We start from the raw sequence: 22,864 nt of genomic DNA, 5'->3' as shown, positions 1-22,864 counted from the left end.
CCCGGTCAATTGTCTACTGGCAGGCCCTTGATGGCGATGAAATACTAACAAAAAGGGATGAACTGCCCGATTGGGGTTCCACAGCTACGGGAGCTGGTGCCGATGTGCGCCGCGGTCTCGGGGACGCCCATGGACGGGACCACCGTCACCCTCCTCCGCCGCGAGGACATGCTCGTCCTGGACTTCACCTTCTCCAACATCTCTCGCTCGGGCACGGCGGGCGCCGTCGTCCTCGGCCCCACCACGCCCGGCACCGCGGGAACGATCACCGCCCACTTCCCCCCGCAGTCCGCCCTGGAGGAGGCCACATCCCTGGCGGTGGCGTCCACCTCCACCAAACGGGTGCGGTACTCCGGCGAGAGCACCGTGGCCCTGCGCGTACCCCCGGGGACGTCCGTGCCGTTCACCGCGGACGGGCTGCTGTCCTGGGCCGCGCTCCAGGCCGCCCAGGCGGGCACCGTCCTCGAATGCGTCTGGGGCCTCTTCTTCGGGCCCGCCTCCGCCGATTCGGTGTGGCGCCACGTGACCGCCCCCGTCACGGGCAGCTCCGGGGCCACCGCCATCTGGCACACCCGGATCGCCCCCGCGTCCGCGCCCCTGTGGGAGGACGGCCCGGTGGGCCTCGTGGGGGTCGCGTCCCCCCGAGGCGGGCAACCCTTCACCAGCTCGCTCTCCGCACCCCACCGGCAGCAGATCCACAACGCCACCGGCACCCGGCCGGTGACCGCCAACAGACTCGTGCTGTCCGCGCTCGGCGCCAACGCGGACCTCGCCGGGGACTGGAAGGACCTCCCGGCCCTCGGCATCACCGGTTACCGCCACCGTTCGGCAGGCGGCCGTGACATCGTCGTCCAGGTCGACGAACGGGGCTTCCTGCTGCCGTTCGGATTTCCCGTCCAGGTCACCACCCGCACCGAGCGACGGCTCGACTACGGGCTCGTGCAGTCGATCCGGCTCACCGTCCTGAAGCCCGAGATCACCTACGAAGGCGTCGCCGGCCTCCCCAACGGCGGCCGGGCCTTCCCCTTCGTCCGGATCCGGGTCGACCAGCCGGTCGACACCGAGATCTCCGTCGGGACCCCGCTCGAACGCGTCGGCTACTGGGTGCACCGCGCCGACGCGCCCGCCACGGCGCTGCCCTTCACCCTCAGCGCCGACGACCGCCTCGGCCACCGCGTCCACTTCACCGCCCCCCTGGTCTTCATCCGGGGCGACTTCGCCTACGGCGGTCTGAGCGGCCCCCTCGTTACGTACGAGAACATCACCAAGAACCTCCCGCTGCCCGCCACCGGCCGTCTCGAACTCGCCCCCGACGGCAACACGACCGACGAGAAATCCACGGTCGACATCGCCGAACTGCGGGTCGGAGCCGAACCGTCGCAGGCCACCTCCGCCCAGCTCATGGCCGCCGGACGGCTGGCCGCACACCCCCGGCTGCTCTCCGTCGGCGCCCGGATCCCGGCCCTGGACGCCCTCGCGTCCCCGCCCGCCGGTACCGGGGTCAGCACCGCCGCGCCGGCCGCCGTCACCGGCACCGTCCACCAGCTCAAGCTGTACGACAAGTACGTGACCGGCGGCCTGGCCGCCGCCCGCCAGGTCTACGCGGGCCTGCCGAATGCCCCCGACTTCGCACCACCGCCCGCCGCCTCCGGTGCCGTCGCCGCCCTCGGTCTGAAGGTGAGCGGGCTCTCCGCCACCACCGGTCTCGTCGGCGGGAAGCTGGACACCGTCGCCGCCGGACAGTTCGACCCGGGCGCGTACTTCAAACCGCCCGCGGGCGCCGGCGATCTGCCCACCCGGCTGCTCGGGGTGATCGACCTGACGCAGCTCGTCGAACCCGGCCCCGTCGGCGCGGGCGACGGCACCAGCACTCCGAAGATCGTCACCACCGTCGAACACGCGCAGGGGGCCACCAAGCCGCCCACCGCCGTCCGAACCGAGATGACCTGGCGTCCCAGGATCAAGGTCACCACCTTCGCGCCGCTGACGACCACCCGGCCCGACAGCCTCGACATCAGGTCCACCAGTCTCGCCCGGTTCGACGGCTCCCCGCCCGCCGCCGAGGTCCGCGGCGAACTCCGGGACTTCAGGCTCACCTTCGCGAACATCCTCTCCATCGAGTTCCGGCGCATGGCCTTCACCGGCAAACCGGGCACCAGCCCCGATCTCGACGTCAAGATCGGCGACGTCGGCTTCGACGGAGACCTCCGCTTCCTCGACAAGCTCCGCGAGTACCTGCCGACGCCCGCAGGCGGGCCCCGCGTCGACGTGGACCCCAAGGGAGTCGAGGTCGGCTACGGACTCGCCGTACCGACCGTGGGCGCCGGGGTGTTCCTGCTCCAGAACCTGGTCCTGTCCATCAGGGTTCGGCTTCCGTTCGACGGCACGCCCGTCCGCACCACCTTCGCCATCTCCTCCCGTGACCACCCCTTCCTCGTCACCGTCTCCCTCCTCGGCGGCGGCGGATCCTTCTCCGTCACCGTCGAATCCGGCAAGGTCACCGTCCTGGAGGCCCAACTGGAGTTCGGCGCGGCCGCCGCCCTCGACCTGGGCGTCGCCAGCGGCTCGGTCTCCATCACCGCCGGGGTGTATCTCAAGCTGGACAACGGCGCGAGCCGGCTGAAGGGCTTCCTGCGGGCCGTCGGCGCCCTCGACGTCCTCGGCATCATCAGCGTCTCCGTCGAGTTCTACCTCTCCCTCGAGACGATCGACGTCCCCAAGGACCCGGCGAATCCGGGAGGCCGGAAACGCAAGGAGATCGTCGGCCGTGCCGTGGTGACCGTCCGCGTACGCGTCGCCTTCTTCTCCCAGTCCGTCAGCCTGCCGATGGAGCGCCGGTTCGGCGGCGGGGGAGACCCCTCGTACAGCGATGCCTTCCCCACCCAGAACGCGTGGAGCAGGAGGTGCGCCGCCTTCGCCGCCCTGGAGGACGCGTCATGATCAAGCAGACCCTGGTGTGGACCCTGCTGCCCGACCCGGCGGCCCCCCAGACCCCCGCCGGGACCACCCAGCTGTCCCTCGTCCTCAGCATCCGGCTCTCGAACGACGAGGGCAGTCCACCCGGCACCGCCGTCCTCTCCCTCTCGCGCTACACCCAGATCGCCGCCTTCCCCTCCCTCGGCTTCCAGCCCCTGACGGTGATCGTCAAGAAGGCGAACAACACCTCCATCACCCCCGTCGCCACCCTCGTCGACGATCCGCCGGACCCCGCGCTCTGGCAGGCGCTCTTCCCCGGCTCGCTGCTCGTCGAACCCTTCGTCTTCGCCCAGCACGCGCTGACGGACCGCATCGAGTCCTATCCCGCCGCCAAGGTGGCGGCGGCCCTGTCCGACGTCTACGCCCGCATCCTCGCCGGTGCCCTCGATGCAGCCGTCCGGGACCAGGCCGAGGGCCCCTACGGCTCCGCCGACGGGCCCCGGCACGGTCCGGACTGGGCGACGGCCGAACGGCTCGTCCGGCGCGTCGGCGCCCCCGACTGCTCCGACCCCGACATCGAGGCGCTCCGCCGCGAACTGCTGCGTACCGGAGCCGTCGAGGACGACGACGCACGCGACGCCGAAGGCTGGGCCCGGCTCGCGGAGTTCCACCGCCCCATGGCGCCCACGACCCGCGAGCTCCCCCGCATGGGCCCCGGTACGCCGAGTCCGTACGAATTCCACGCCCTGCTCGCCGCGCTCGCCGACCACCCGACACTGATGGTCCCCCTCGGGCTGGTCCGCCGCCTCACCATCTCACTGCCCACGGACCTGAACGAGCAGGTCACCATCCAGGCCCTTCCGCACCAGCTCCAGTTCATCCAGAACTACCGGCCACGGACCCGGTGCTTCGCCCGCAACGGGAAACTCACCCTCGCCCGCCCCGACGGCACCTCGGGCTCCCTCTTCCTGCCGCTGCACGACAGCAGCGTCTACACCCCGATCGACGTCGACCTCGACGCGGGCGCACTCGCCCTCCAGAACTACGCCCAGGCCCTGAGGTCCCTGCCCCGCGACGAAGCCCCACCCGCGATCGAGCCACCCGCGCTGCGCTCCGCGGGCATCTTCGTCGCCGAGGCGAACCGCCAGGTCACGTTCCAGAACATCCTCGACGTCGTCGCCGGCATCGACGAGGACCTCAGGAACGGCGGTGAGGGCGACGCGAAGACCCTGGACGCCTCCACCGTCCAGCAGGGCATCCGGGTGGACGTCCACGACGCCGGCTCGAACCGCTGGTACCCCCTCTGCCGCCGCGAAGGGAAGTACACCGTCGACGGCTACGGCACCCTGCCCATCAAGGACGAGGGCTGTGTCACCGACGCCCTCACCCATGGCGCCGACGCGGACGGCAACGACAGGGGGCGCCTCACCCAGGCCGTCCTGCGCTGGAACAACTGGAGCCTGGTCGCCGAACCCCGCGGCAGGACCATCGGCGTCGACGGCCAGGTGACCGACCCCGGCCCTCAGACGAACCCCGCCCTGCCCTTCGCCGCCGTCGTCGACTGCCCCGACGGCACCCTGCCTGCCCTCCGCTTCGGCCGCACCTACCGCTTCCGTGCCCGCCTGGTCGATCTCGCGGGCCGCAGCACCCCCTTCACCGCCGCCCCCACGGCGGGCGAACCGGCCACCGTTCCCCTGAGGTTCTCCCGCTACGAGCCGGTGCCCGCGCCCGTCATGGTGCTCCGCCGTCCCGTCACCGCGGGCGAATCCCCGGTCGACCTCGTCGTCCGGACCGACAACGCCGACCCCGCCGCCCCCGTCGCCGGGCCCACCTGCGAGCGTCATCTGCTCGCACCGAAGTCCTCCGTGGAACTGGCGGAACGGCACGGGGTGCTCGACCTCGCGGCCGGACACCGGCCCGACCCGGCCGTCCACGCCCTGCTGACGAGGTACGACGGTGGGCAGATCACCGGCACCCCGGACCCGGGCGCGGGCGGCAGCCCGTACCAGGACACCGACACGATCGAACTGCCGTGGCTGCCCGACCCGCTGTGCCGGGGAGCGGCCCTGCGCGGCGTCCCGGGCACCCCCGAACTGCTCACCCCCTGGCCCGCCGGCGGCTCCGGCTGGCACCAACGGCTGCCGATGCGCCTGGTCGTCGAGCCCGGGCCGATGGGGAGCACCCAGTCCACGGCCGTCGCCGACGCCGCCACCCGGACGATCCGCGTGAAGCTGCGTCCGGCCGCCTCCTTCCCCGCCGTACTCAGCTCGATGCTGGCGCCGGGCGACGAGGACCTGCTGGGTCAGTGGCGTTGGTACACCGAGCGGGTGAGGGCGGCCGAGGAGCCCGGCGGCGACTCCGGCGAGGGTCCGGGCACCGGGAACGGCACCGGTGACGACGCGGCGGCCGGACCGGCCACCAGCACCCGTGGCGAAGGCGCCGAGTCCGATGTCCACGAGCTCCTCGCGGCCGCGGCGAGCACCACACCCGAGCAGTTCGGGCCCCCCGGGAGCAGCGAGCCGGTCGACGACATCGCCGCCCTGTTCGACGTCGACCAGGAAGCCGCCCTCCGGGCCGTCCTCGCGGGCCGGATCGGACAGCTCACCCCGACGACCGGGCTGACGATGGTCCACGCGGTCCGCTGCCCGGTCACCCCGCCGGCCTTCGCGGGCCCGCGCGTCCTGCGGGAACCCGCACAGACCGCGTACGCCCTCGACGAGGCCGCGATGGCCGTCCACGGCGCCTCCACCCTCTCCGTGCACACCCGGGCGTCGTGGACCGAGTACTCCGACCTGACCGGCGACGGACCGGTGACGGGCGCGGCGTCGGCCGTGCTCCGCCCGGAGACCGACGCCCTGGGCGCCCCCGGCGGCCCCGCGCTGACGAACATGCCGTTCCGGAGCCGCCACGACCCCGGGGACACCCGCCACCGGGTCATCACCTACACACCCGTCGGCGCGTCTCGCTTCGTGCCGTACTTCACCCAGCGTCGTACGGTCGTGCTCAACGGCACCACACCGGCGCAGATCGCCCGGGCCTTCGTCCCGGGCACGGCGGTCGTACGGGCCGCCGTCACGGCACTCACCGAGGCCGGCACCCCGGCCGGGCCCGGGGACACGTACCGCGTCGGTACGGATGTGACCGTGAACGACGACAAGGGCGAGGTCGCCCGGATCGCGGGCGGGGCGATCCCGAACGGCGCGTCGGTGGAGGTCTCGTACGTCGTGCCCCCCGTCACCCGCACCGGGCCGTCGGTCACGCTCCACGTCCCGTCGACCGTGCGGCCTCCGGCGCCCGTGGTGCACTCGGTGGTGCCCGCCTTCGCCTGGCAGCGGACCACCGCGGGCAACGCCACCACCAGCATCCGCAACGAGGGCACGGTCCGGGTCCATCTCAAGCGGCCCTGGTATCTCACCGGGGAGGGCGAACTCCTCGGCGTCCGCGTCGTCGACGCCACGACCGCGACGAGCGACCCGGCGGTTCAGAAATGGGCCACCGCCTGGGGGCGTGATCCGATCCGGGACAAGGGGGACGCGCCCACGATGGCGTACCCCACGCCCGCTCACCTGGACGAGCGTGCGGTCGACGTACGCCTCGACCAGGGGCACGCCCTCGGCTTCCCCGTCGACTACGACCAGCAGCGGCACCTGTGGTACGCGGACGTACGGTTCAAGGGCAACACCCTCTACCAGCCCTTCGTCCATCTGATGGTGGTCCGGCTCCAGCCCGACTCGCTGACGGCTCCCGAGGACCTGCGGGCGTCGCCCGTGGTGGACGCCGGCTGGGTCCAGCTCCCCGCCTACCGGCGCACGAAGATCGTCGTCGGCGGGACGGCGGCGGGTTCGCCGGTGAAGGTGTCGGTCGTCGCACCGGAGCCGCCACGCGGACTGGACGGCCTGACGTCCGAGTTCACCGTGGGCGTGCAGTTCCGCAGCCCGCTGCTGCCCGACGACGCCGGCTGGATGGACCTCGACAGCGCGCCGCCTGTGCGGATGAACCGCGAACCGGGGGCCGGGCCGATCGGGGTGTGGACCCGGGACGTCGCGCTTCCGGCGGCCGTGGGATCGAGGTCGATGCGCGTGGTGGTGCGGGAGTACGACGTCCTCCCCGACAGTCCGGAGCCGGGCCGGGAGACGCGCCGGATCTCGTACCTCGACACGATCCCCATCTGATCCTGCTCTTCGAGGGGTTACCCCGGTCACCTCGGTACCGACAGGTCGCGCAGCACGTCGTACGCGTACGCCGCGTCGAGCGGCGGGGGGACCACGGACGTACGGCGCGCCGGGGGCCGGGGCCTGGTGACCGCGTCCCGTACCGCCGCGGCGCGGGCGCCCGGGAAGAGGGACCACAACAGCGCCACGGCCCCGGTGACGACGGGCGCGGCCGCACTGGTACCGGAGAGCCCACGGGGGAGGGCGGGCGCTGTCAGACCGTGGCGGCCGATCGCCCGGCCCAGCGTCGACGTGGTCAGCGGCCGGCCGCCGTCGTCACACGCGACCACCGGGATCACCCAGGGGTGGCGGACGAGCGGAGGGCCGCCGAGTCCGCCGTCGTTGCCCGCCGCGGCGACGACGAGAACCCCGTGACGGCGGGCCAGTTCGACGGCGTCGAGCAGCAGGCCGATACCGTGGTCGGCCGCGAAGTCCGCGACCGGGAGGCGTTCGAGCGCCAGACTCAGGTTGACCACCCGGGCACCGGCGGCGACGACATCCGCCAGCGCGTCGGCCAGGTCGGCGGGGGCGGCGGGCGGGACATCGACCCCGGGGACGGGACGTACGACGAAGGAACAGCCCGGACAGACACCGGGCGTGGGGGCGGTGGGCCGGGCCGCGAGCGATGAGACGACGAGCGTCCCATGGCCCGGAGGAGCGCCCGGGTCCCGTGCGGGGACCGGGGCGCCGACGAACCGTACGGGCTGGAGCGCCAGATCCGGGTGGCCGGGGTCGACGGCTCCGTCGACCACACCGACCACGACATCGGGGTGTCCGGTGGTGCGTGCGGTGAGGGCGGACAGCGGAGCCGGTCGTGAAACGCCGGTCAGTCGCACGTGGGCTTGACCCGCACCGGTTGCGACGTCGTCTCGTTCCCCTCGCAGTCCACGCAGGTCTCGACCTCCACGGTCGTTCCGTAGTCGTCGCAGTACCTCTTCGTGCTGCACTGTGGAGTGCAGAGGCAGTTGTTCATGCAACGGTTCCGGCACTTCTGCCGGCACTGGGGCTTGTTCCACGCGTTCTTGCACGTGTTGGTGCATTCGTGTTCGCACTCGAACGAGCAGGTGGCGTAGTCGACCTGGGCGGGGAAGACGCCGTAGGCACTGCGCACACTCGCTTGGGCGGTGAATCCGGGAATGGTCACCGCGATCACCTCACCTCAGAGGCTTGGCATGAGACGGGTCAGCAGATAGGGATTCATGTACCGGGTGGAGACCAGCACGGAGTACTTCTCCGTCAGGTCGGTGGTGCGGCTGGTGTAGGTCACGGTGAAGTTCATGACGCCCTGGTCGCCGCCGACCGCCGCCGGGCGGACCTCGATCGAGGTCAGCGCGTAGTCGTCCGCGAACGCCTCCAGGGTCTTCAGATACACGGCCTCGTACCGGCAGGCCACGAAGTTCGCGGCTCGGTCCTCGGGCGTGGCGCCCGCGTTCTCCGTGATCTGGAGGATCTTGGTCAGCACTTCGTCGGCGGTCGCCCGGAAGCGTTCGGCCGACATGCCGTCCGGCTTCTCGATCGCGTCGAACAGCGACGGGCGGCTGAAGGAGTAGAGCTGGTGGAACTCCAGGACCGGCAGGGCGAGCCCGGCGCAGGAGTCGGCCGCCGCGTGGGGATCACGCACCCCGACCACCACGTCGAGATCGAGCGGAGTGGGAGCGGGCCGCAACGCCTCGACCAGCTTGTCGTAGTCCTCCGAGTAGCGCGGCACGACGTCGTACGTGTCCACGCCCTGGATCGCGAGGACGTACTGCATCTGCCGGGCCAGATAGCGGTTCTCGGGCCGGGTGAGCACTTCCCGCAGAACCTCGTCCGCCGTCAGCCCCTGGGTGTCCGTCGCCCCCACCACCTGCGCGAACTCCTTCTCGACCCCGGGGTCGCGGAACCGGGCGCGGATCTGCCCGATGGCGAAGACGTAGGGGTGGCGGTGCTCGTGGGGCAGGTCCGCGACCGGTGGCGGAGCCGCCGCCTCCGGCGTGACGGTGTCGTCGCTCATGAGTGGCTCCCGGTGTCCCGTCGGCATGGCGGGTGCGTCAGCGGCGCCGCTTGGAGAGGGTGACCCATTCGTTCATCCGCCGGGCTCGGCGGGCACAGCCGCCGCACGGGTGTACGCCCACGGCGCTCGTCGCCCTGCCCACCAGGTCGCCGAGGCCGATCTCGTCCTCTCGGACGAACCCGGGGAGACGGACGTCGTGACGCGCCGCCCGCCCGTCGCGCTTCTCGTGTTCGTCGCGCTCCCGGCCCATCTCGGGTGCTCCTGACGTCGACCCCCCTCGCCCTTTCCATTGTCCGCCGCGCGACAACGCCCCGCATCCGGAGGGGAGACGGGGCGCTGTCGGAGGATTCGCGGCCGGGGGGACGAGGCGATGGGCGTCACCCATCGGCGGTCCTCACGGAGCGCCTGATGCGACCTGACCCGCGGGTGATGCGGCCAGCAGTCGCTCGGGGCGGTGGGGCGAGATGTCCAGCTTCGCCAGCACCCCGGGGACGGTGATGCTGGGCAGGACGAGAGCGAAGAGCTCCGAGACCTCGGTCACCAGGTCCCCCTGGTGCGGCAGGGAACTGCTCACCAGATGGACACCGGTCCACGCTCCGACGAACAGCCGGGCGATCGTGGCGGGCTCGGCGTGCGGCTGGAGTTCACCCCGCTCCTTCGCGGCGACGAGCAGGTCCAGACTCAGCTGGATCCAGTCGGGCCAGCGGGTACCGAACAGCGACCGGGCCTTGGGATCGACGGAGAGCCGGATCGACGCGCTCAGCAGGGGCTCGCGGGGGAGGCGGTAGGCGAGGAGCAGCGCGAGGTCGATCCAGTCCTGCACCTTGTAGGTCTGAGGGGTGAATCCCTGTGTGGTCACCGCCTCTTCGAGCACGCCCTGTGCGAGCGTCTCCTTCGACGTGAAGTGGAAGTACAGCGCTCCCCGGGTGAGTTGGGTGCGTTCCAGGATCACGGAGATGGAAGCGGCCTCGTAGCCGTACTCGTTGAAGACCTCGGCCGCCGCCTCCAGGAAGATCCGGCGTGTCCGGACGGCCCGGTCCTGCTTCGCCACGTGGCTCCTTGTTCCCCAGGGTCTCCTTCACATCGAAAGGACCAACGGATCGGTATGTAGAGGGGTTCAGCCTAGTGTCCCGCTACCGCCTGTGTGGATCCGGCCACCGCTCGTCGACGCAGGTGTCACATCGAGCCACCGTCGGGTGCCTTGTGACGCCTTCACCGGTCCGTTTGTGCTCGCCCCAGCACGCCAGGACCGCGCACCTCGCCGGTGGACGCGTGCTCCACGGTTAACAAATCGAACGGTTGGTATGGTTGCAGAGGGCGGCAAAGCCCGAACCAGACGTTTTTAGGGGCGAGTTGGCGGTTTGCCTCCCGTGAGGGCAGGTGTCCGTGCATGTCGGGGGCGGAGCAGGGGGCCATCCAGGGCGTTTGAAAAACCGACCGATTGGTTTATTTTGCGTGTGAGCAGAGGGCGCGTCGCCAGGGGGATGTCGATGGAAGCAGGCGTAGGGCAGCGTCAGTTGTCCCAGGGAGGCTCTGTCACGTGCCCTGATGGGCTCGTCCCGGAGGCCGAGTCGGAGCTCTTCGCCTCGCTGCGCCGCAGCGGCCAGCGACAGAAGGCTGAACATTACGTGAAAGGGTTACTCAAGACACCCGGCCGCAAGACGCTGGGGCACATCGCGGCGCACCTCGGCGGGCCCGCGGCACAGCAGAGCATGCACCACTTCATCAGCGAATCCCTGTGGGAGTGGACACCGGTCCGGCACGCGTTGGCCCGGCAGGCGCGGCTGTTGCTCGGACACGACGCCTGGGTCGTCCGGCCCACCACGATCCCCAAGGCCGGAGCCCACTCGATCGGCGTCGACCTCCAGTACGTCCCGCACCTCAAACGTGCCGTCAACGGCCAGCAGGCAGTGGGAGTCTGGCTGGCCTCGGAGCGGGCCGCCGTGCCGGTCGAGTGGCAACTCGTTCTGCCGAGGCGATGGCGGGAGGAGTCCCTCCGCCGCAGGGCTCGCATCCCCGCCGACGTACGGGCTGACTGCCTCGAGGAATGCGTCCGCGAGGCGATGGCCCAGGCGAGCCAGGCCGCCGGGGTGCCGCGCAGGCCGGTGATCGTCGACGCGGAGGGGGCGGACGCCGTGGCGATCGCCCGCCACCTGGGGGAAGGGGGGCACCAGTTCGTCATCCGCACCGACCCGGGAACCCAGCTGAGCGTCGACAGGTCGGTCCTGCCCGCCTACGGCGCGCGTGAGCGCGGCGCGGGAGAGCTGGTCGCCCACCTCGGCAGGATGCGCGCTCCGGTCGGCCCGGAGCCGGACCGGCCCGTGGCCTCGGTGATCCCGGTGGAGGCTCCCGCCTCCCCGCACGGCGGCGCGCTGCGAGGTCTGCGCCTCATCGGGGAGTGGTCCGCGTCGGACCGCGGCGCGGACCGTCTGTGGCTGACCAACACCACCGGCATCTCCGTGTCCGCGCTGCTGCGGCTGACGCGGCTGAGCGACCTCATGGCGCGGGACGCCGTGGACATCGGGGACCGCGTCGGGCTGCGGGACTTCGGCGGGCGCTCCTTCTCCGGCTGGCACCGTCACGTCACGCTCGCCTCGATCGCCTACTTCGCCACCGTGCTCGCCGCCGAGCCGTCCTCCTGTGCCACGGCTGTCTGCACGGCCGCGTGACAGGCGCCCGGCGCACCGCCACGTCCACGAACGTCGCCCACCACGGCACGCCCGACGCGAGCTCGAACGCCCGGAACAGGAGTATGCGCAGTGCGGTTGAACCTGATCGGCCCGCGTCAACTCATCACCGACGACGGCAGGGAACACACCCCCAACGCGCCGAAGACAGGCCGGATGCCGGCGGTCCTCGCGCTCCAGCCGCGCGAGGCCGTGCCCACCACCGTACTCATCCAGGAACTGTGAGGGCAGAACCCTCCTAGAGCCACGGCCGCCGGCCGGAATCTGCTGGTGGCCACCGAGCGCCCGCGGTGACCAGGTCGTCCGCCTTGCCGGGGGGGGCGGTTCCAGACGGTGGTGGGATGGCCCGCCCGTGAGAAGGCGCCGGCCAGGGCACGGCCCATGGGCCCCGGACCGAGCACGGTGACCGGCAGTTTCCGGATGTCCGTTTCCTTCGTCATGGCAGGCAGCATCCGTGCTTCTGCACACCCTCACAAGAGCCCCTGGTCAAAACGCGCTCAAAGCGCTCACAATATCGCACGTCAGGGGCGGGAAAATAGACACGAAGAGAGTGCTCGGTATTTCTCGATTACCGTGGAATGAGTGCACCCGCGAAATGTTTTCGGCCCCCAGGAACGGATCCTGGAGGCCGATGGTATTCGCCTGGCGGGCGGCGGGGTCAGTGACCCCGCACTGTCACTTCTCGTGCTGCTTGAGCAGCTCGATCACGCCGGAGAAGTCGTCGCTCCCGAAGCCGTCGGCGACCCGGCGGTCCATCAGCGACTGGATCGGGTCCAGCAGCTCGGAGCTGACACCCTGGCTCCGGCTGGCCTCGACGATGTTGCGGAAGCCCACCTGCTGCATGCTGAGCGCCGCCGAGATGCCGACGTTGTACTCGTCGTTGTCGATCTGACGCGCCAGGTTCGCGACCACACCGGCGATCGAGGTCACGTACGGGATCAGCAGCTCGTTGGAGAACTGCTGGGCGTTGACGCCCTCGGAGCGCACCATGGCGATGGCCTGCATGGCGCCACCGAGCATGCCGTACATGCCGGCCAGCAGGGACAGGTCGAGCAGGGACGCCAGACCCGGGTCGGTACCCGCGAAACGGGCGTCGCCCATGGCGCTGAGGACCGGCTTGTCGCGCTCGAAGGACTCCGTGCCGGAGCCGCTGTAGAGCACGAAGGCGTGGTCGGTGCCGATGATCTGCGGAACGGCCATGATGCCGCCGTCGATGTAGTCGTAACCGAGGTCCGCCGCCCACTTCGCGGTCTCCCGGGCCTGCTCCGGGGTGCCGTTGGTGAGGTTGTAGACCGTGCGGCCCTTCAGGGCGTCGCCCAGCGGGTCCAGGACCTCGTGGACGGAGTCGTAGTCGAGGAGACAGACGATGACCACGGGGCTCGCCTGCGCGGCCTCGGCGGCCGTGGCGGCACGCTCGGCCCCCTGCTCCACCAGAGCGTCGGCCTTGGAGGCCGTACGGTTCCAGACGGTCGTCGAGTGACCGGCCTTCAGTAACGCGCCGGCGAGCGCCGCCCCCATCTCTCCCAGACCGATGACAGTAACTGCGGTATTGCCCGCCATTTCGTGTTCCCTCTCACTTGAAAACAATCAGGTGCCGGGGATGAGTGTTGCTGGTGAGCCAGCGGAAATCAAGTGCGTACGGTGGCGAGGCACCTGCCTTTGCATGAGAGCGAATTGGTCCCCGTGAGAATGACAAACTATGTGTCTCTTGCTATTCGCTCTAGCCGTTCGGTGTTATAGGCGTGGGGCGCGGCCATAAAAGGAAGCGGCCCCTCCGCCCGCTTGCTGGACGGAGGGGCCGCGGCCCGGGGAACCGGGGGTCAGGCGCGGCGAGGAGGTGTTGGTCGCCAGGATGGCGTCCGGGTCCTCCATGATGGCGTCCAGGGCGGCGAACAGCTCCACCTTGGCCGTCTCGTCCCCGCGGATGGCCTCCACGACGAACTGCCGGTCGGCCGTCGCCTCGACGTGTCGATACCCTGCGGCGAGGGCACTCTCGACGGCGGACGCGGCCATGTCGAACGCCCTTGCTGGAGATGCCGCCGGGTCCGCCGCCGGTCCGGGACGGACGCGCGCGGATGAGTGTGGCCCGCAGGTGGTCCGTCCCGGTGCCGACGATGGTGGAGACCGGGGCAAGGGGGTGACGCGGAAGGAGAGGGTGCGGCGTTCTCACGCCCTCGCGAGCGCGCCGCCGTCGATCACGTAGCCGGAGCCGGTGATCCGGGCGGCCTGATCCGAGGTCAGGAAGGAAACCAGGTCGGCGACGTCGTCCGGCTCGCTGACGCCCTTCATCGGGGCGCCCTCCATCTCGACCATCATCTGGACGACGTCATCGCCGTCCTGCCCGGTGGCTCCCCTGATACTGTCCGCGACCATGTCCATGGCCGGGGTCCTGACCAGCCCCGGAAGTATGCTGTTGACACGAATCCCGTACTCGGCGACCTCGGCTGCCAGTCCCTTCGCGTAGTGGATCAGCGCCGCCTTCGCCGCCCCGTAGTGGAGCAGGGCGCCGACCGGCCGCAGTGCGGTCGTCGACGCCATCTCGATGATCACCCCGCTGCGCTGTTCGATCATCGACGGCAGGATGGCCCGGTCCAGCCGGACCGCGGCGAGGTAGTTCGTTTTCAGTGCCTCCACCCAGTCCTCGTCGGGGATCGCGGAGTATCCACCCAGGTGCGGCATGCCGCCGCTGCTCGCCCCACCCGCGTTGTTGACCAGGATGTCCACACCACCGAGTAATTCGAGTGCCGTGTCGGCCAGCTGCCGAACGCCCTCCAGGCTGCTCGAATCGGCAGTCACCAGGCGTACCGACTCCGGGAGTCCGGGGACCTCCTTTCGTGCCGACGTCACCACGGTCGCCCCCTCGGCGACGAGCTTTTGCACGATCGCCAGGCCGATGCCGCGGGTACCGCCCGTTACCAGCGCGCGTTTCCCCCGCTTGGTCGCCGACGCGCTTGTTTCATGGGTCATGACGTTCTTCCTGTCTTCGATGGTGCTTCAGTGATGCCCTGCAGGAGAGCGCGGCATGAAGGCGCGCGTTCGCCCGCAGGGTGACACGGGGGGCCTGGTGACTGAGCGGTGATCAGCGCTTCTGCTTGTTCGACTGCCGCTCTGCCGCGAGGTCCAGGATGTTCCGGTTCCCCTCCGTCCAGAGAATGGTCATCGCCATCTCGTCGATCTTCCAGCCGGCGTCGGAGCGCACGAGATGGAAACGGTAGGTTCCGCCGATGCGCCACAGCGGGGAGCCCATCGGGTTGTCCAGTCGGTGGGTCGCCTGGAAGGAGGCGGTGCACTCCGCCGTGGCACCCTCGAACGACACCAGGTGATTGGTCATCAAGTGATGGGAGGTGTCGTAGCCACCGAGCACCGCGACCCAGGAATCGACGAGTTCCTTCGAGGTCACCGTGGTCGGTGATCCGCCGAGCAGGCTCGTGTAGTCCAGGAGCACCTTGGGAGTGAACAGGGCGAGGGCCTCGTCCCATTCGCGCCGGTCACTGTGCCAGCCCATGCGGTCACAGATCTCGATGACGGCGGTACGGTCGTCCATGCGTTGTTCCTTACCGGGATCGGCCGGGGAGGGGGCGAAGGGGCGTGGTCACCAGGTGACGGGGAGGTCGTGCAGGCCTTCCAGCGTCATGCCCACCTTCATGGAGACCTCGTCCGTCGGCACCGCGAGCCGCAGCGTGGGAATCCGCTTGAAGAGGGTGCCGAACAAAATCTCCAGTTCGGCCCTCGCCAGGTTCTCTCCCAGGCATCGGTGCGGTCCGTGACCGAACGCCAGATGGCCCTGGGTGTCCCGGAGGATGTCGAACGCATCGGGGTTCTCGAAGACCCGGGTGTCGCGGTTGGCCGCCGCGGTCGACAGGATGACACCGTCCCCTTCCTTGATCATCCGCCCGGCCACCTCCACGTCGGAGGTCGCGACCCGCAGCGTCGTGAGGTCGGCGATGGACAGGAAGCGCATCAGCTCCTCCACCGCGCCGGGAAGGAGGTCCGGGTTCTCGCGCACCATCGCCAGCTGGTCGGGGTGCTGGAGCAGCGTCAGGGTGCCCAGGCCGATCATGCTCGTGGTCGTCTCCTGACCGCCGATCAGCAGGGCGACCATCAGCTTCGACACCTCGATCGATGTCAGCTCACCCGTGTTCAGCCGCTCCGTGATGAGCGTGCTCAGAAGGTCGTCGCCCAGGTTCGTCTGCTTCGCGTCCACCACCTTCACCAGGTAGTCGAGCAGTTCCCGGCCGGCTGTGATGGCCTGCTCCAGATCCGGGGCCTGCATGATCCCCTGCGCGTGCACCTCGAAGAGCTCGTGCTCCTCGTAGGAGATGCCGAGCATCTTGCAGATCACTCGCGACGGCAGCGGCCTGCCCAGCACCGCGATCAGGTCGACGGGCGTCTCGTGCTGCAACAGGTCGTCGATGAGTTCGTCGGCCACCTGCTGGATCATCGGACGCAGCTTCTCCACCTGCTTGGCGGTGAAGCGCGGCAGCAGCATGCGCCGACGGGCCTTGTGGCGCTCCCCGTCCAGGCCGAACAGCTCCTGGGTGAACTCCGGGAAGTTCTTCTCCCGCTCGGCGAGAATGGGGAAGGCGGGGTTGTCGTGGTCGGAGGAGAACAGCTTGGCGTCGGCGAACATCTCCCGCGCCTCCTTGTGCTGGGCCACGAGCCACGCGACCCGGCCGTCGTAGAGCCGCACTTCGGAGAGCGGGCCCTGCTCGCTCAGCTCGGTGTACTCGGCCGGCGGGTGGTACGGGCAGCCCCGCCTCATCGGGTACTCGTGCAGCTCCGTGCCGGTCGCTGTCGGCTGTTCAGTCATCTCGGGACCTCTCTCGTCGCGATTTTGACGCAGTGCGGATTCAAAACGTCCTGTCACATGCCGGGAAGGGAAGATTGAGCGGAGAGCCATTGGTGCACCGCCAGTGCGACCGCTCCGGCGTCGTCCTCCACGATCGTGAAGTGGTCGCCGGGCACCTCCTGGACGGCCATCGGGAACGCCGGGGTCTGCTCCCAGACATCGGCCGGGACATCGGGTGAGCCGTCCACCGGCGGCAGCGGGCTCGTGGCTCGGACCAGGAGGTGGGGCGCGCGGGTCGGCGCCGGGCGGAAGTCGGCGAACATCCGCAGGTACGCGCCCATCGCGGTCCACCGCACATGGTCGATCCTGCCGATCGACTCCTCCCGGCTGAACATGCCCTGGGTCAGCGCCGGCTGGATGAGCGGGAGCCGGCTGTCGGCGAAGTACGTGTCCAGCAGCACCACGCCCGACGGGCCGTGACCGGTCCGCTCCAGATGGCCCGCCACCGCGTTGGCCAGCCAGCCACCGGAGGAGTAGCCGACGAGGACATACGGGTCGCCGGCCGCGTGGCGCAGTACCGCCCGGGCCTGCGTCTCCACCATGGTGTCGAAGCCGGCGGGCAGCGACTCGCCCTCGACGAAGCCCGGCACCGGCATCGCGGACACCTCACGGACGCCTGCGAGAGCGGTGGCGAAGTGAGCGTACTGGAGCGGGCTCGACGAGGCCCCCACCGTGGGGAAGCAGACCAGGGCGGGGCGCTCGGGGCCGCTCGACAACCGGATCGGTTCCGGGACGGCCGCGTCCTCCTGAGCCGTGAACGTCGGCCGCAGCCGGGAGGCGGCCATCAGGAACTCGTTGCCCTCACCGATCCTGCCTTGCGCGCAGGCCTGCCGGTACAGCACGTCGATGGTGTCTTCCGTCTGGCGTGCGCCGCCGTCCTGTCCGGACCGGCTCGCGCCCAGCAACGCGTCGAGCCGCTCGGCGAGCCCGGCCGGTGTGGCGCTGTCGAACACGACCGTGGAGGGAAGACGAAGGCCGGTCGCTTCGCTCAGGGCGTTGCGCAGTTCCACCGCGGTCAGGGAGTCGAACCCCGACTCGAGGAACGGCTTCGAGAGATCCAGGGCCTCGGGCGCGGTGTGGCCCAGCACGCTCGCGGCGCGCGCCCGCACCAGACCCCGAAGCTCCTCGCGGCGCTCTTCCTCACCGAGATCCGCCAGGCTCCGGCGGGCCGGAGCCGGTGCCGCCGGTGCCGCGGGCAGGAGCCCTCCGAGCAGCGCCGGTACCTCCCCGCGGCCCGCCGCTCCACGCAGTGCGGCGGTGTCGACGCGCATCAGCACGACCGCCGCTTCGGTGCCCGCCCGGGCCACGTCGAACAGGGCCAGGCCCTCGTCGCGGGACAGGGCAGCCACCCCGGTGCGCGCGAGCCGGGCGAGATGGTTCGTGCCCACCGCGCCGGTCATGCCTCCGCTGGTCTCCTCCCACGGCCCCCAGGCCAGCGAGACAGCGGGCAGTCCCTGAGCGGCCCGGTGCTGCGCGAGCGCGTCGAGGAAGGCATTCGCCGCCGCGTAGTTGCCCTGGCCTCCGGCGCCCAGGACACCCGCTGCCGAGGAGAACAGGAGGAATCCGGCGAGGTCGGCGTCCCGGGTCAGCTCGTGCAGGTGCCACGCGGAGTCCAGCTTGGCCCGCAGCGCCGTGTCCACCTGCTCCGGTGTCAGGGACGTGAGCACGCCGTCATCGATCACTCCGGCCGCGTGCACCACCAGGGTCAGTGGATGCGCGGTGGGAATGCCCGCGAGGAGCTCCGCCAGCTCCTGCCGGTCGGCGACGTCACAGCGGACCACGGTGGTCTCCGCCCCCAGTTCCGCCAGCTCCGCGGTCAGCTCGGCGGCCCCGTCGGCGGCCCGGCCGCGACGGCTCGCGAGGAGCACGTGCCGGGCACCGTGTTGCTCGACCAGCCAACGGGCGACCTGCCTGCCCAGGCCTCCCGTGCCTCCGGTCACCAGCACGGTGCCCTGCGGGTCGAGCGCGAGTGCCTCGGGCGCGGCTTGCACCGGCACCCTGGCGAGCCGGGGGGCGAGGAGCCTGCCCGAGCGGATCGCCAGCTGGGAGGCGCCCGTGGTGAGAGCATCGGCCAGGGCGCCCAGCGACGTGGCCTCACCGTCCACGTCGATCAGCACGAAGCGGCCCGGATTCTCCGTCTGTGCGGACCGGATCAGGCCCCACACCGGCGCGTGGGCCAGTCCCCGCACGTCCTCTGCACGGTCCGCGGCCACCGTGCCGCTGGTCACGAAGGCAAGACGCGCTTGTGCGAAGCGGGGATCGGCGAGCCACGACCGGGCCGCGGCCAACGCCTCGTGGGCGGCGCCGCGGCCGGCCGCGACGACGGACCCGGTGTGCGGGCCCATGACCATGACGACCACGTCCGGCACCGGCTCGCCGGCGCCGACCGCGTCACCCAGCTCCGTCAGATCGGCGAAGTGGCTCACCCGGACACCACAGGCCGCCAGAGCCGTGGCGTGCCCGTCACCGTTCGGGCCCACGATCACACAACGCCGTGCCGGTACCGACTCGGGTATGCGCGTCTCGGCCCAGTCGAGCCGGAGAACGGCGTCGTGCCGGACACCGTGCGCGGCCCGGATCTGCTCGCGGGAGATGGGACGCAGCGCGAGAGCCCGTACCGAGACCACCGGTCGGCCGTCCATGTCCGAGGCGGCCACCGTGATGCTGCCAGGCCCGGCCGGTGCCAACTTGACGCGCAGGGCGGACGCTCCGATGGCGCGCAGCGCCACGCCGCTCCAGGAGAACGGCACCGTGGCTCCGTCCTGGCTCTCGATCAGACCGCCCAGGCCGGCACCGTGCAGCGCGGCGTCCAGCAGCGCCGGATGCAGGCCGAACCCGCCGGCCCCGTATGTCTGTTCCTCGGGCAGTGACACCTCGGCGAAGATCTCCTCGCCGTGCCGCCACGCCCGCCGCACCCCCCGGAACAAGGGCCCGTAGCCCAGGCCCGCGGCGGCGAGATCGTCGTAGAGGCCGGACGTGTCGAGTTCGAGCGCGCCGGCCGGCGGCCACATCACCGGGTGGTCCGGCTCCTCGTCGCCGACGCCGGCGAGAAGACCGGTGGCGTGCCGTGTCCACGCTTCCGCCGCCGGGGTGTCCTCCGGTCGGGAGTGCACGCTCACCGGACGGCGTCCGGAAGCGTCCGGAGCGCCGACCAGCACCCTGACGTGGACGGCGCCGTCCTCGGGGAGGATCAGCGGCGCCTCCAGGGTGAGTTCCTCGACGTCCGGCAAGCCGGTTTCCCGGCCCGCCACCAGTGCCATGTCCACCAGCGCGGCTCCCGGCAGTACCGGGGCACCGAGTACGGCGTGGTCGGCGAGCCATGGCTGGTCCGACAACGACAGCCTGCCGGTGAAGAGGACCGCCTCTCCCGTCGGCAGTTCAACCGTGGCACCGAGCACCGGGTGCGGTATGCCGCGCTGGCCGGCCAGGTGAGGTCGCCCCGCCACTCCGCCCGCGTCCGGGTCGAGCCAGAAACGTCGGCGCTGGAAGGGATAGGTGGGCAGGTCGACCAGCCGGGGTCCGGTTCCGGACAGGTACGTTCCCCAGTCCACCGGTACGCCGTGCGCGTGCAGCAGGGACACGGCCGTGACGAGCGTCTCCTCCTCCGGCCGGTCGGCCCGCAGCGCCGCGGCCACCACCGGGCTCCCCCCGGTGAGGCAGCTGTCGATCATGGGTGCGAGCGCGGCGTCCGGACCGAGCTCCAGGAAGGCGCCCACCCCCTGGGCTTCGAGAGTGTGGACCGCGTCCAGGAACCGCACCGCGTGGCGGGCGTGCCGAGCCCAGTAGTCGGGGGAGCGCAGTTCCTCCGCCGTGACCACGTCCCCGGTCAGGGTGGAGACCAGCGGGATGCGCGGCGGCCGGTAGTCCAGCCCCCGCGCGACCTCACGGAAGGTGTCCAGCATCCCTTCCATGTGGGGGGAGTGGAACGCGTGGCTCACCCGGAGCCGCCGTGTCTTGCACCCGCGTGCGGCGAACCGGTGGGCGATTCTCTCGACTTCCGCCTCGTCTCCGCTGATGACGACCGAGGAAGGGCCGTTGACCGCCGCGACGGCGACCTTGCCGTGGACGCCCTCGAGGAGCGGCAGCACCTCCCTCTCGCTCGCCTGGACCGCCACCATCGCGCCGCCCGAGGGCATCTGCTGCATCAGCCGGCCGCGCTCGACGACCAGGAGTGCCGCATCCCGCAGGGACAGGACGCCGGCGACATGTGCCGCGGCCAGCTCTCCGATCGAATGACCGGCGACGAAGTCCGGCCGCACACCCCAGTGCTCCAGCAACCGGAACAGCGCCACCTCGAAGGCGAACAGCGCCGGCTGGGCGTAGGCGGTCCGGTCCAGCAAGCCATCGGGTCCGCCGTCGCCCAGGACCACTTCCTTCAGCGGGCGGTCCAGATGAGCGTCCAAGTGCTCGAACACCGTGTCCAGCGCGTCGGCGAACGCCGGGAACGCCGCGTAGAGGGCCTGCCCCATCTCCCGGCGTTGACTTCCCTGACCGGTGAACAGGAAGGCGAGCTTGGACCTGCGGGCCACACCGCGCACCAGTCCGGGCGCGGTGCCCGCGTCCGCCAGAGCGCCCAGCGCCCGGCGTAACTGGTCGCGGTCCCTCGCGACCGCCACCGCGCGATGACCGAGCGCGGCACGGCGGCTCAGCGACCACGATGTGTCGACCAGCGGCACGTCGGCGCGTTCGTCGAGGTGGGTGAGCAGGTTGCGCGCCTGCGCCCGCAGCGCGTCGTCGCTCTTGGCGGACAGCACCCACGGCAGGAGGACACCGGAGTCGAGGCCCTCCGCCGTGTCCACGGGACGGTCGTCCGCCGCGGAGGGCGCCTGTTCGAGGATGACGTGAGCGTTGGTGCCGCTGACCCCGAAGGACGAGACGCCGGCGCGGCGGGGCCTGTCGGCTTCAGGCCAGGCGCGGTTGTCGGTCAGCAGCCGCACGGCGCCGGCCGACCAGTCCACGTGCGGTGTCGGTTCGTCGACGTGCAGGGTCCGGGGCAGGACGCCGTGCCGCATCGCCATCACCATCTTGATCACCCCGGCGACACCGGCGGCGGCCTGGGTGTGGCCGATGTTGGACTTCACCGAGCCCAGCCACAGGGGCCGGTCCGCGGGGCGGTCCTGGCCGTACGTCGCGAGGACCGCCTGCGCCTCGATCGGGTCGCCGAGCCTCGTACCGGTTCCGTGCGCCTCGACGGCGTCCACATCGGAGGGCGACAACCGGGACTGGGCCAACGCCTCACGGATGACCCGCTGTTGCGAAGGTCCGTTCGGCGCGGTCAGCCCGCTGCTCGCGCCGTCCTGGTTGACCGCGGAGCCGCGTATGACCGCCAGTACCGGGTGGCCGTTGCGTCGCGCGTCCGACAGCCTCTCCAGCATCAGGATCCCGGCGCCCTCGCCCCAGCCGGTGCCGTCGGCGGCCGCGGCGAACGACTTGCACCGGCCGTCCGCGGCCAGCCCGCCCTGCCGGCTGAACTCCACGAACACGCCGGGGGTGGACATGATGGTCACCCCGCCCGCCAGCGCCAGGGAACACTCCCCGGAGCGCAGCGCGTTGACCGACAGGTGCAGCGCCACCAGTGAGGAAGAGCAGGCGGTGTCCACCGTCACCGCGGGCCCCTCCAACCCGAACGTGTAGGACAGCCGGCCGGACGCGACGCTGCCGGCGCTGCCGTTGCCGAGATAGCCCTCCAGTTCCTCGGGCGCGTCCCGCAGCCGTCCGCCGTAGTCGCTGTACATCACCCCGAGGAAGACACCGGTGCGGCTGCCCCGCAGGGCGTCGGGGTCGAGGTGCCCCCGCTCGAATGCCTCCCAGGCGAGCTCCAGCAGCAGGCGTTGCTGGGGATCCATCGCGAGCGCCTCGCGTGGGCTGATCCCGAAGAACTCCGGCTCGAACTCGGCGCAGTCGTAGAGGAAGCCGCCGACCCCGGAGTGCGACTTGCCCGGCCGGTCGGTGCCGGTGCCCAGCAGCCGGTCGAGGTCCCAGCCCCGGTCGGTCGGCAGACCGGACAGTGTGTCGCGGCCGTCGGCGACCAACTGCCACAGGTCCTCCGGGCTCTGTGCGCCGCCGGGGAACCGGCAGGCCATGCTGACCACGGCGATCGGTTCCCGTGCTTTCGCCTCGACCTCGTCCAGACGCAACTGTGTCTGCCGGCCGTCCGCGATCGCCCGCTTGAGGTACTCGCGCAGTCTGGTCTCATTCGTCACGCGTT

The 22,864-nt window shown here is 71.1% G+C and carries 14 protein-coding genes and 2 pseudogenes; 4 read left to right on the top strand and 12 right to left on the bottom strand.

All coding sequences use genetic code 11. The annotated features are described in order from the left end of the window. Positions 1 to 129: 129 nt before the first annotated feature. Complete coding sequence (locus tag ABEA82_RS16865; RefSeq protein WP_345662302.1) at positions 130 to 2,940, top strand: hypothetical protein; 2,811 nt, start codon at positions 130 to 132, stop codon at positions 2,938 to 2,940. Continuing rightward, positions 2,937 to 7,088, top strand: coding sequence for a hypothetical protein (locus ABEA82_RS16860; protein WP_345662301.1), 4,152 nt, complete (start codon positions 2,937 to 2,939; stop codon positions 7,086 to 7,088). Before ABEA82_RS16865 ends, ABEA82_RS16860 begins: the two co-directional genes overlap by 4 nt. Before the next feature lie 26 nt (positions 7,089 to 7,114). Here the strand turns inward: ABEA82_RS16860 and ABEA82_RS16855 are convergent, their stop codons facing one another. From ABEA82_RS16855 to ABEA82_RS16835, 5 genes are all read right to left on the bottom strand, one after another. Further along, positions 7,115 to 7,963, bottom strand: a complete 849-nt coding sequence (locus ABEA82_RS16855) for a S8 family serine peptidase (RefSeq protein WP_345662300.1) — start codon at positions 7,961 to 7,963, stop codon at positions 7,115 to 7,117. Next, complete coding sequence (locus ABEA82_RS16850; protein WP_345662299.1) at positions 7,954 to 8,271, bottom strand: hypothetical protein; 318 nt, start codon at positions 8,269 to 8,271, stop codon at positions 7,954 to 7,956. The genes ABEA82_RS16855 and ABEA82_RS16850 overlap by 10 nt, the downstream gene beginning before the upstream one ends. 15 nt (positions 8,272 to 8,286) lie before the next feature. Further along, on the bottom strand, positions 8,287 to 9,120 hold the full coding sequence (locus tag ABEA82_RS16845) for a cyanobactin maturation protease PatG family protein (RefSeq protein ID WP_345662298.1): 834 nt from the start codon (positions 9,118 to 9,120) through the stop codon (positions 8,287 to 8,289). Positions 9,121 to 9,157: 37 nt separating this feature from the next. Continuing rightward, positions 9,158 to 9,370: a hypothetical protein gene (locus ABEA82_RS16840; RefSeq protein ID WP_345662297.1), complete on the bottom strand. Its 213-nt coding sequence runs from the start codon at positions 9,368 to 9,370 to the stop codon at positions 9,158 to 9,160. A 144-nt stretch (positions 9,371 to 9,514) separates the two neighbouring features. Next, the gene (locus ABEA82_RS16835; protein ID WP_345662296.1) at positions 9,515 to 10,171 is read right to left on the bottom strand and encodes a ScbR family autoregulator-binding transcription factor; all 657 of its coding nucleotides are present in this window, start codon (positions 10,169 to 10,171) and stop codon (positions 9,515 to 9,517) included. Positions 10,172 to 10,610: 439 nt separating this feature from the next. On the opposite strand from ABEA82_RS16835, the gene ABEA82_RS16830 reads away from it, so the two are divergent. Together ABEA82_RS16830 and ABEA82_RS16825 are read left to right on the top strand one after the other, a co-directional pair. Continuing rightward, positions 10,611 to 11,789: an IS701 family transposase gene (locus ABEA82_RS16830; RefSeq protein ID WP_425588525.1), complete on the top strand. Its 1,179-nt coding sequence runs from the start codon at positions 10,611 to 10,613 to the stop codon at positions 11,787 to 11,789. Between the two features lie 90 nt (positions 11,790 to 11,879). Further along, positions 11,880 to 12,032 carry a hypothetical protein gene (locus tag ABEA82_RS16825; RefSeq protein ID WP_345662375.1) on the top strand — a complete coding sequence of 51 codons (153 nt, stop codon included), beginning with the start codon at positions 11,880 to 11,882 and terminating at the stop codon, positions 12,030 to 12,032. Between the two features lie 49 nt (positions 12,033 to 12,081). Here the strand turns inward: ABEA82_RS16825 and ABEA82_RS38840 are convergent. The 7 genes and pseudogenes from ABEA82_RS38840 to ABEA82_RS16790 form a co-directional block, all read right to left on the bottom strand. Continuing rightward, positions 12,082 to 12,259 (bottom strand): annotated as a pseudogene (locus ABEA82_RS38840) (NAD(P)-binding domain-containing protein); the annotation flags it as partial. 223 nt (positions 12,260 to 12,482) lie between these two features. Next, entirely contained in the window at positions 12,483 to 13,367 is an 885-nt protein-coding gene (locus ABEA82_RS16815) for an NAD(P)-dependent oxidoreductase (protein ID WP_345662294.1), read from the bottom strand. Between the two features lie 174 nt (positions 13,368 to 13,541). Continuing rightward, entirely contained in the window at positions 13,542 to 13,820 is a 279-nt protein-coding gene (locus tag ABEA82_RS16810) for a 3-hydroxyacyl-CoA dehydrogenase NAD-binding domain-containing protein (protein WP_345662293.1), read from the bottom strand. A gap of 153 nt (positions 13,821 to 13,973) precedes the next feature. Next, complete coding sequence (locus ABEA82_RS16805) at positions 13,974 to 14,774, bottom strand: oxidoreductase (protein WP_345662292.1); 801 nt, start codon at positions 14,772 to 14,774, stop codon at positions 13,974 to 13,976. Positions 14,775 to 14,886: 112 nt separating this feature from the next. Next, on the bottom strand, positions 14,887 to 15,351 hold the full coding sequence (locus ABEA82_RS16800) for a nuclear transport factor 2 family protein (protein ID WP_345662291.1): 465 nt from the start codon (positions 15,349 to 15,351) through the stop codon (positions 14,887 to 14,889). A 48-nt stretch (positions 15,352 to 15,399) separates the two neighbouring features. Then, entirely contained in the window at positions 15,400 to 16,617 is a 1,218-nt protein-coding gene (locus ABEA82_RS16795; protein ID WP_345662290.1) for a cytochrome P450, read from the bottom strand. Between the two features lie 53 nt (positions 16,618 to 16,670). Next, a pseudogene (locus ABEA82_RS16790) lies at positions 16,671 to 22,853 on the bottom strand (type I polyketide synthase); the annotation flags it as partial. Between the last annotated feature and the right edge of the window lie 11 nt (positions 22,854 to 22,864).

Origin of the sequence: Streptomyces venetus, from assembly GCF_039540295.1 — a bacterium.
In the GTDB taxonomy this organism is placed as follows: Bacteria; Actinomycetota; Actinomycetes; order Streptomycetales; family Streptomycetaceae; genus Streptomyces; species Streptomyces venetus.
Note: the sequence above shows the minus strand (reverse complement) of the source record. Positions and strands in the feature narration are given on the sequence as shown.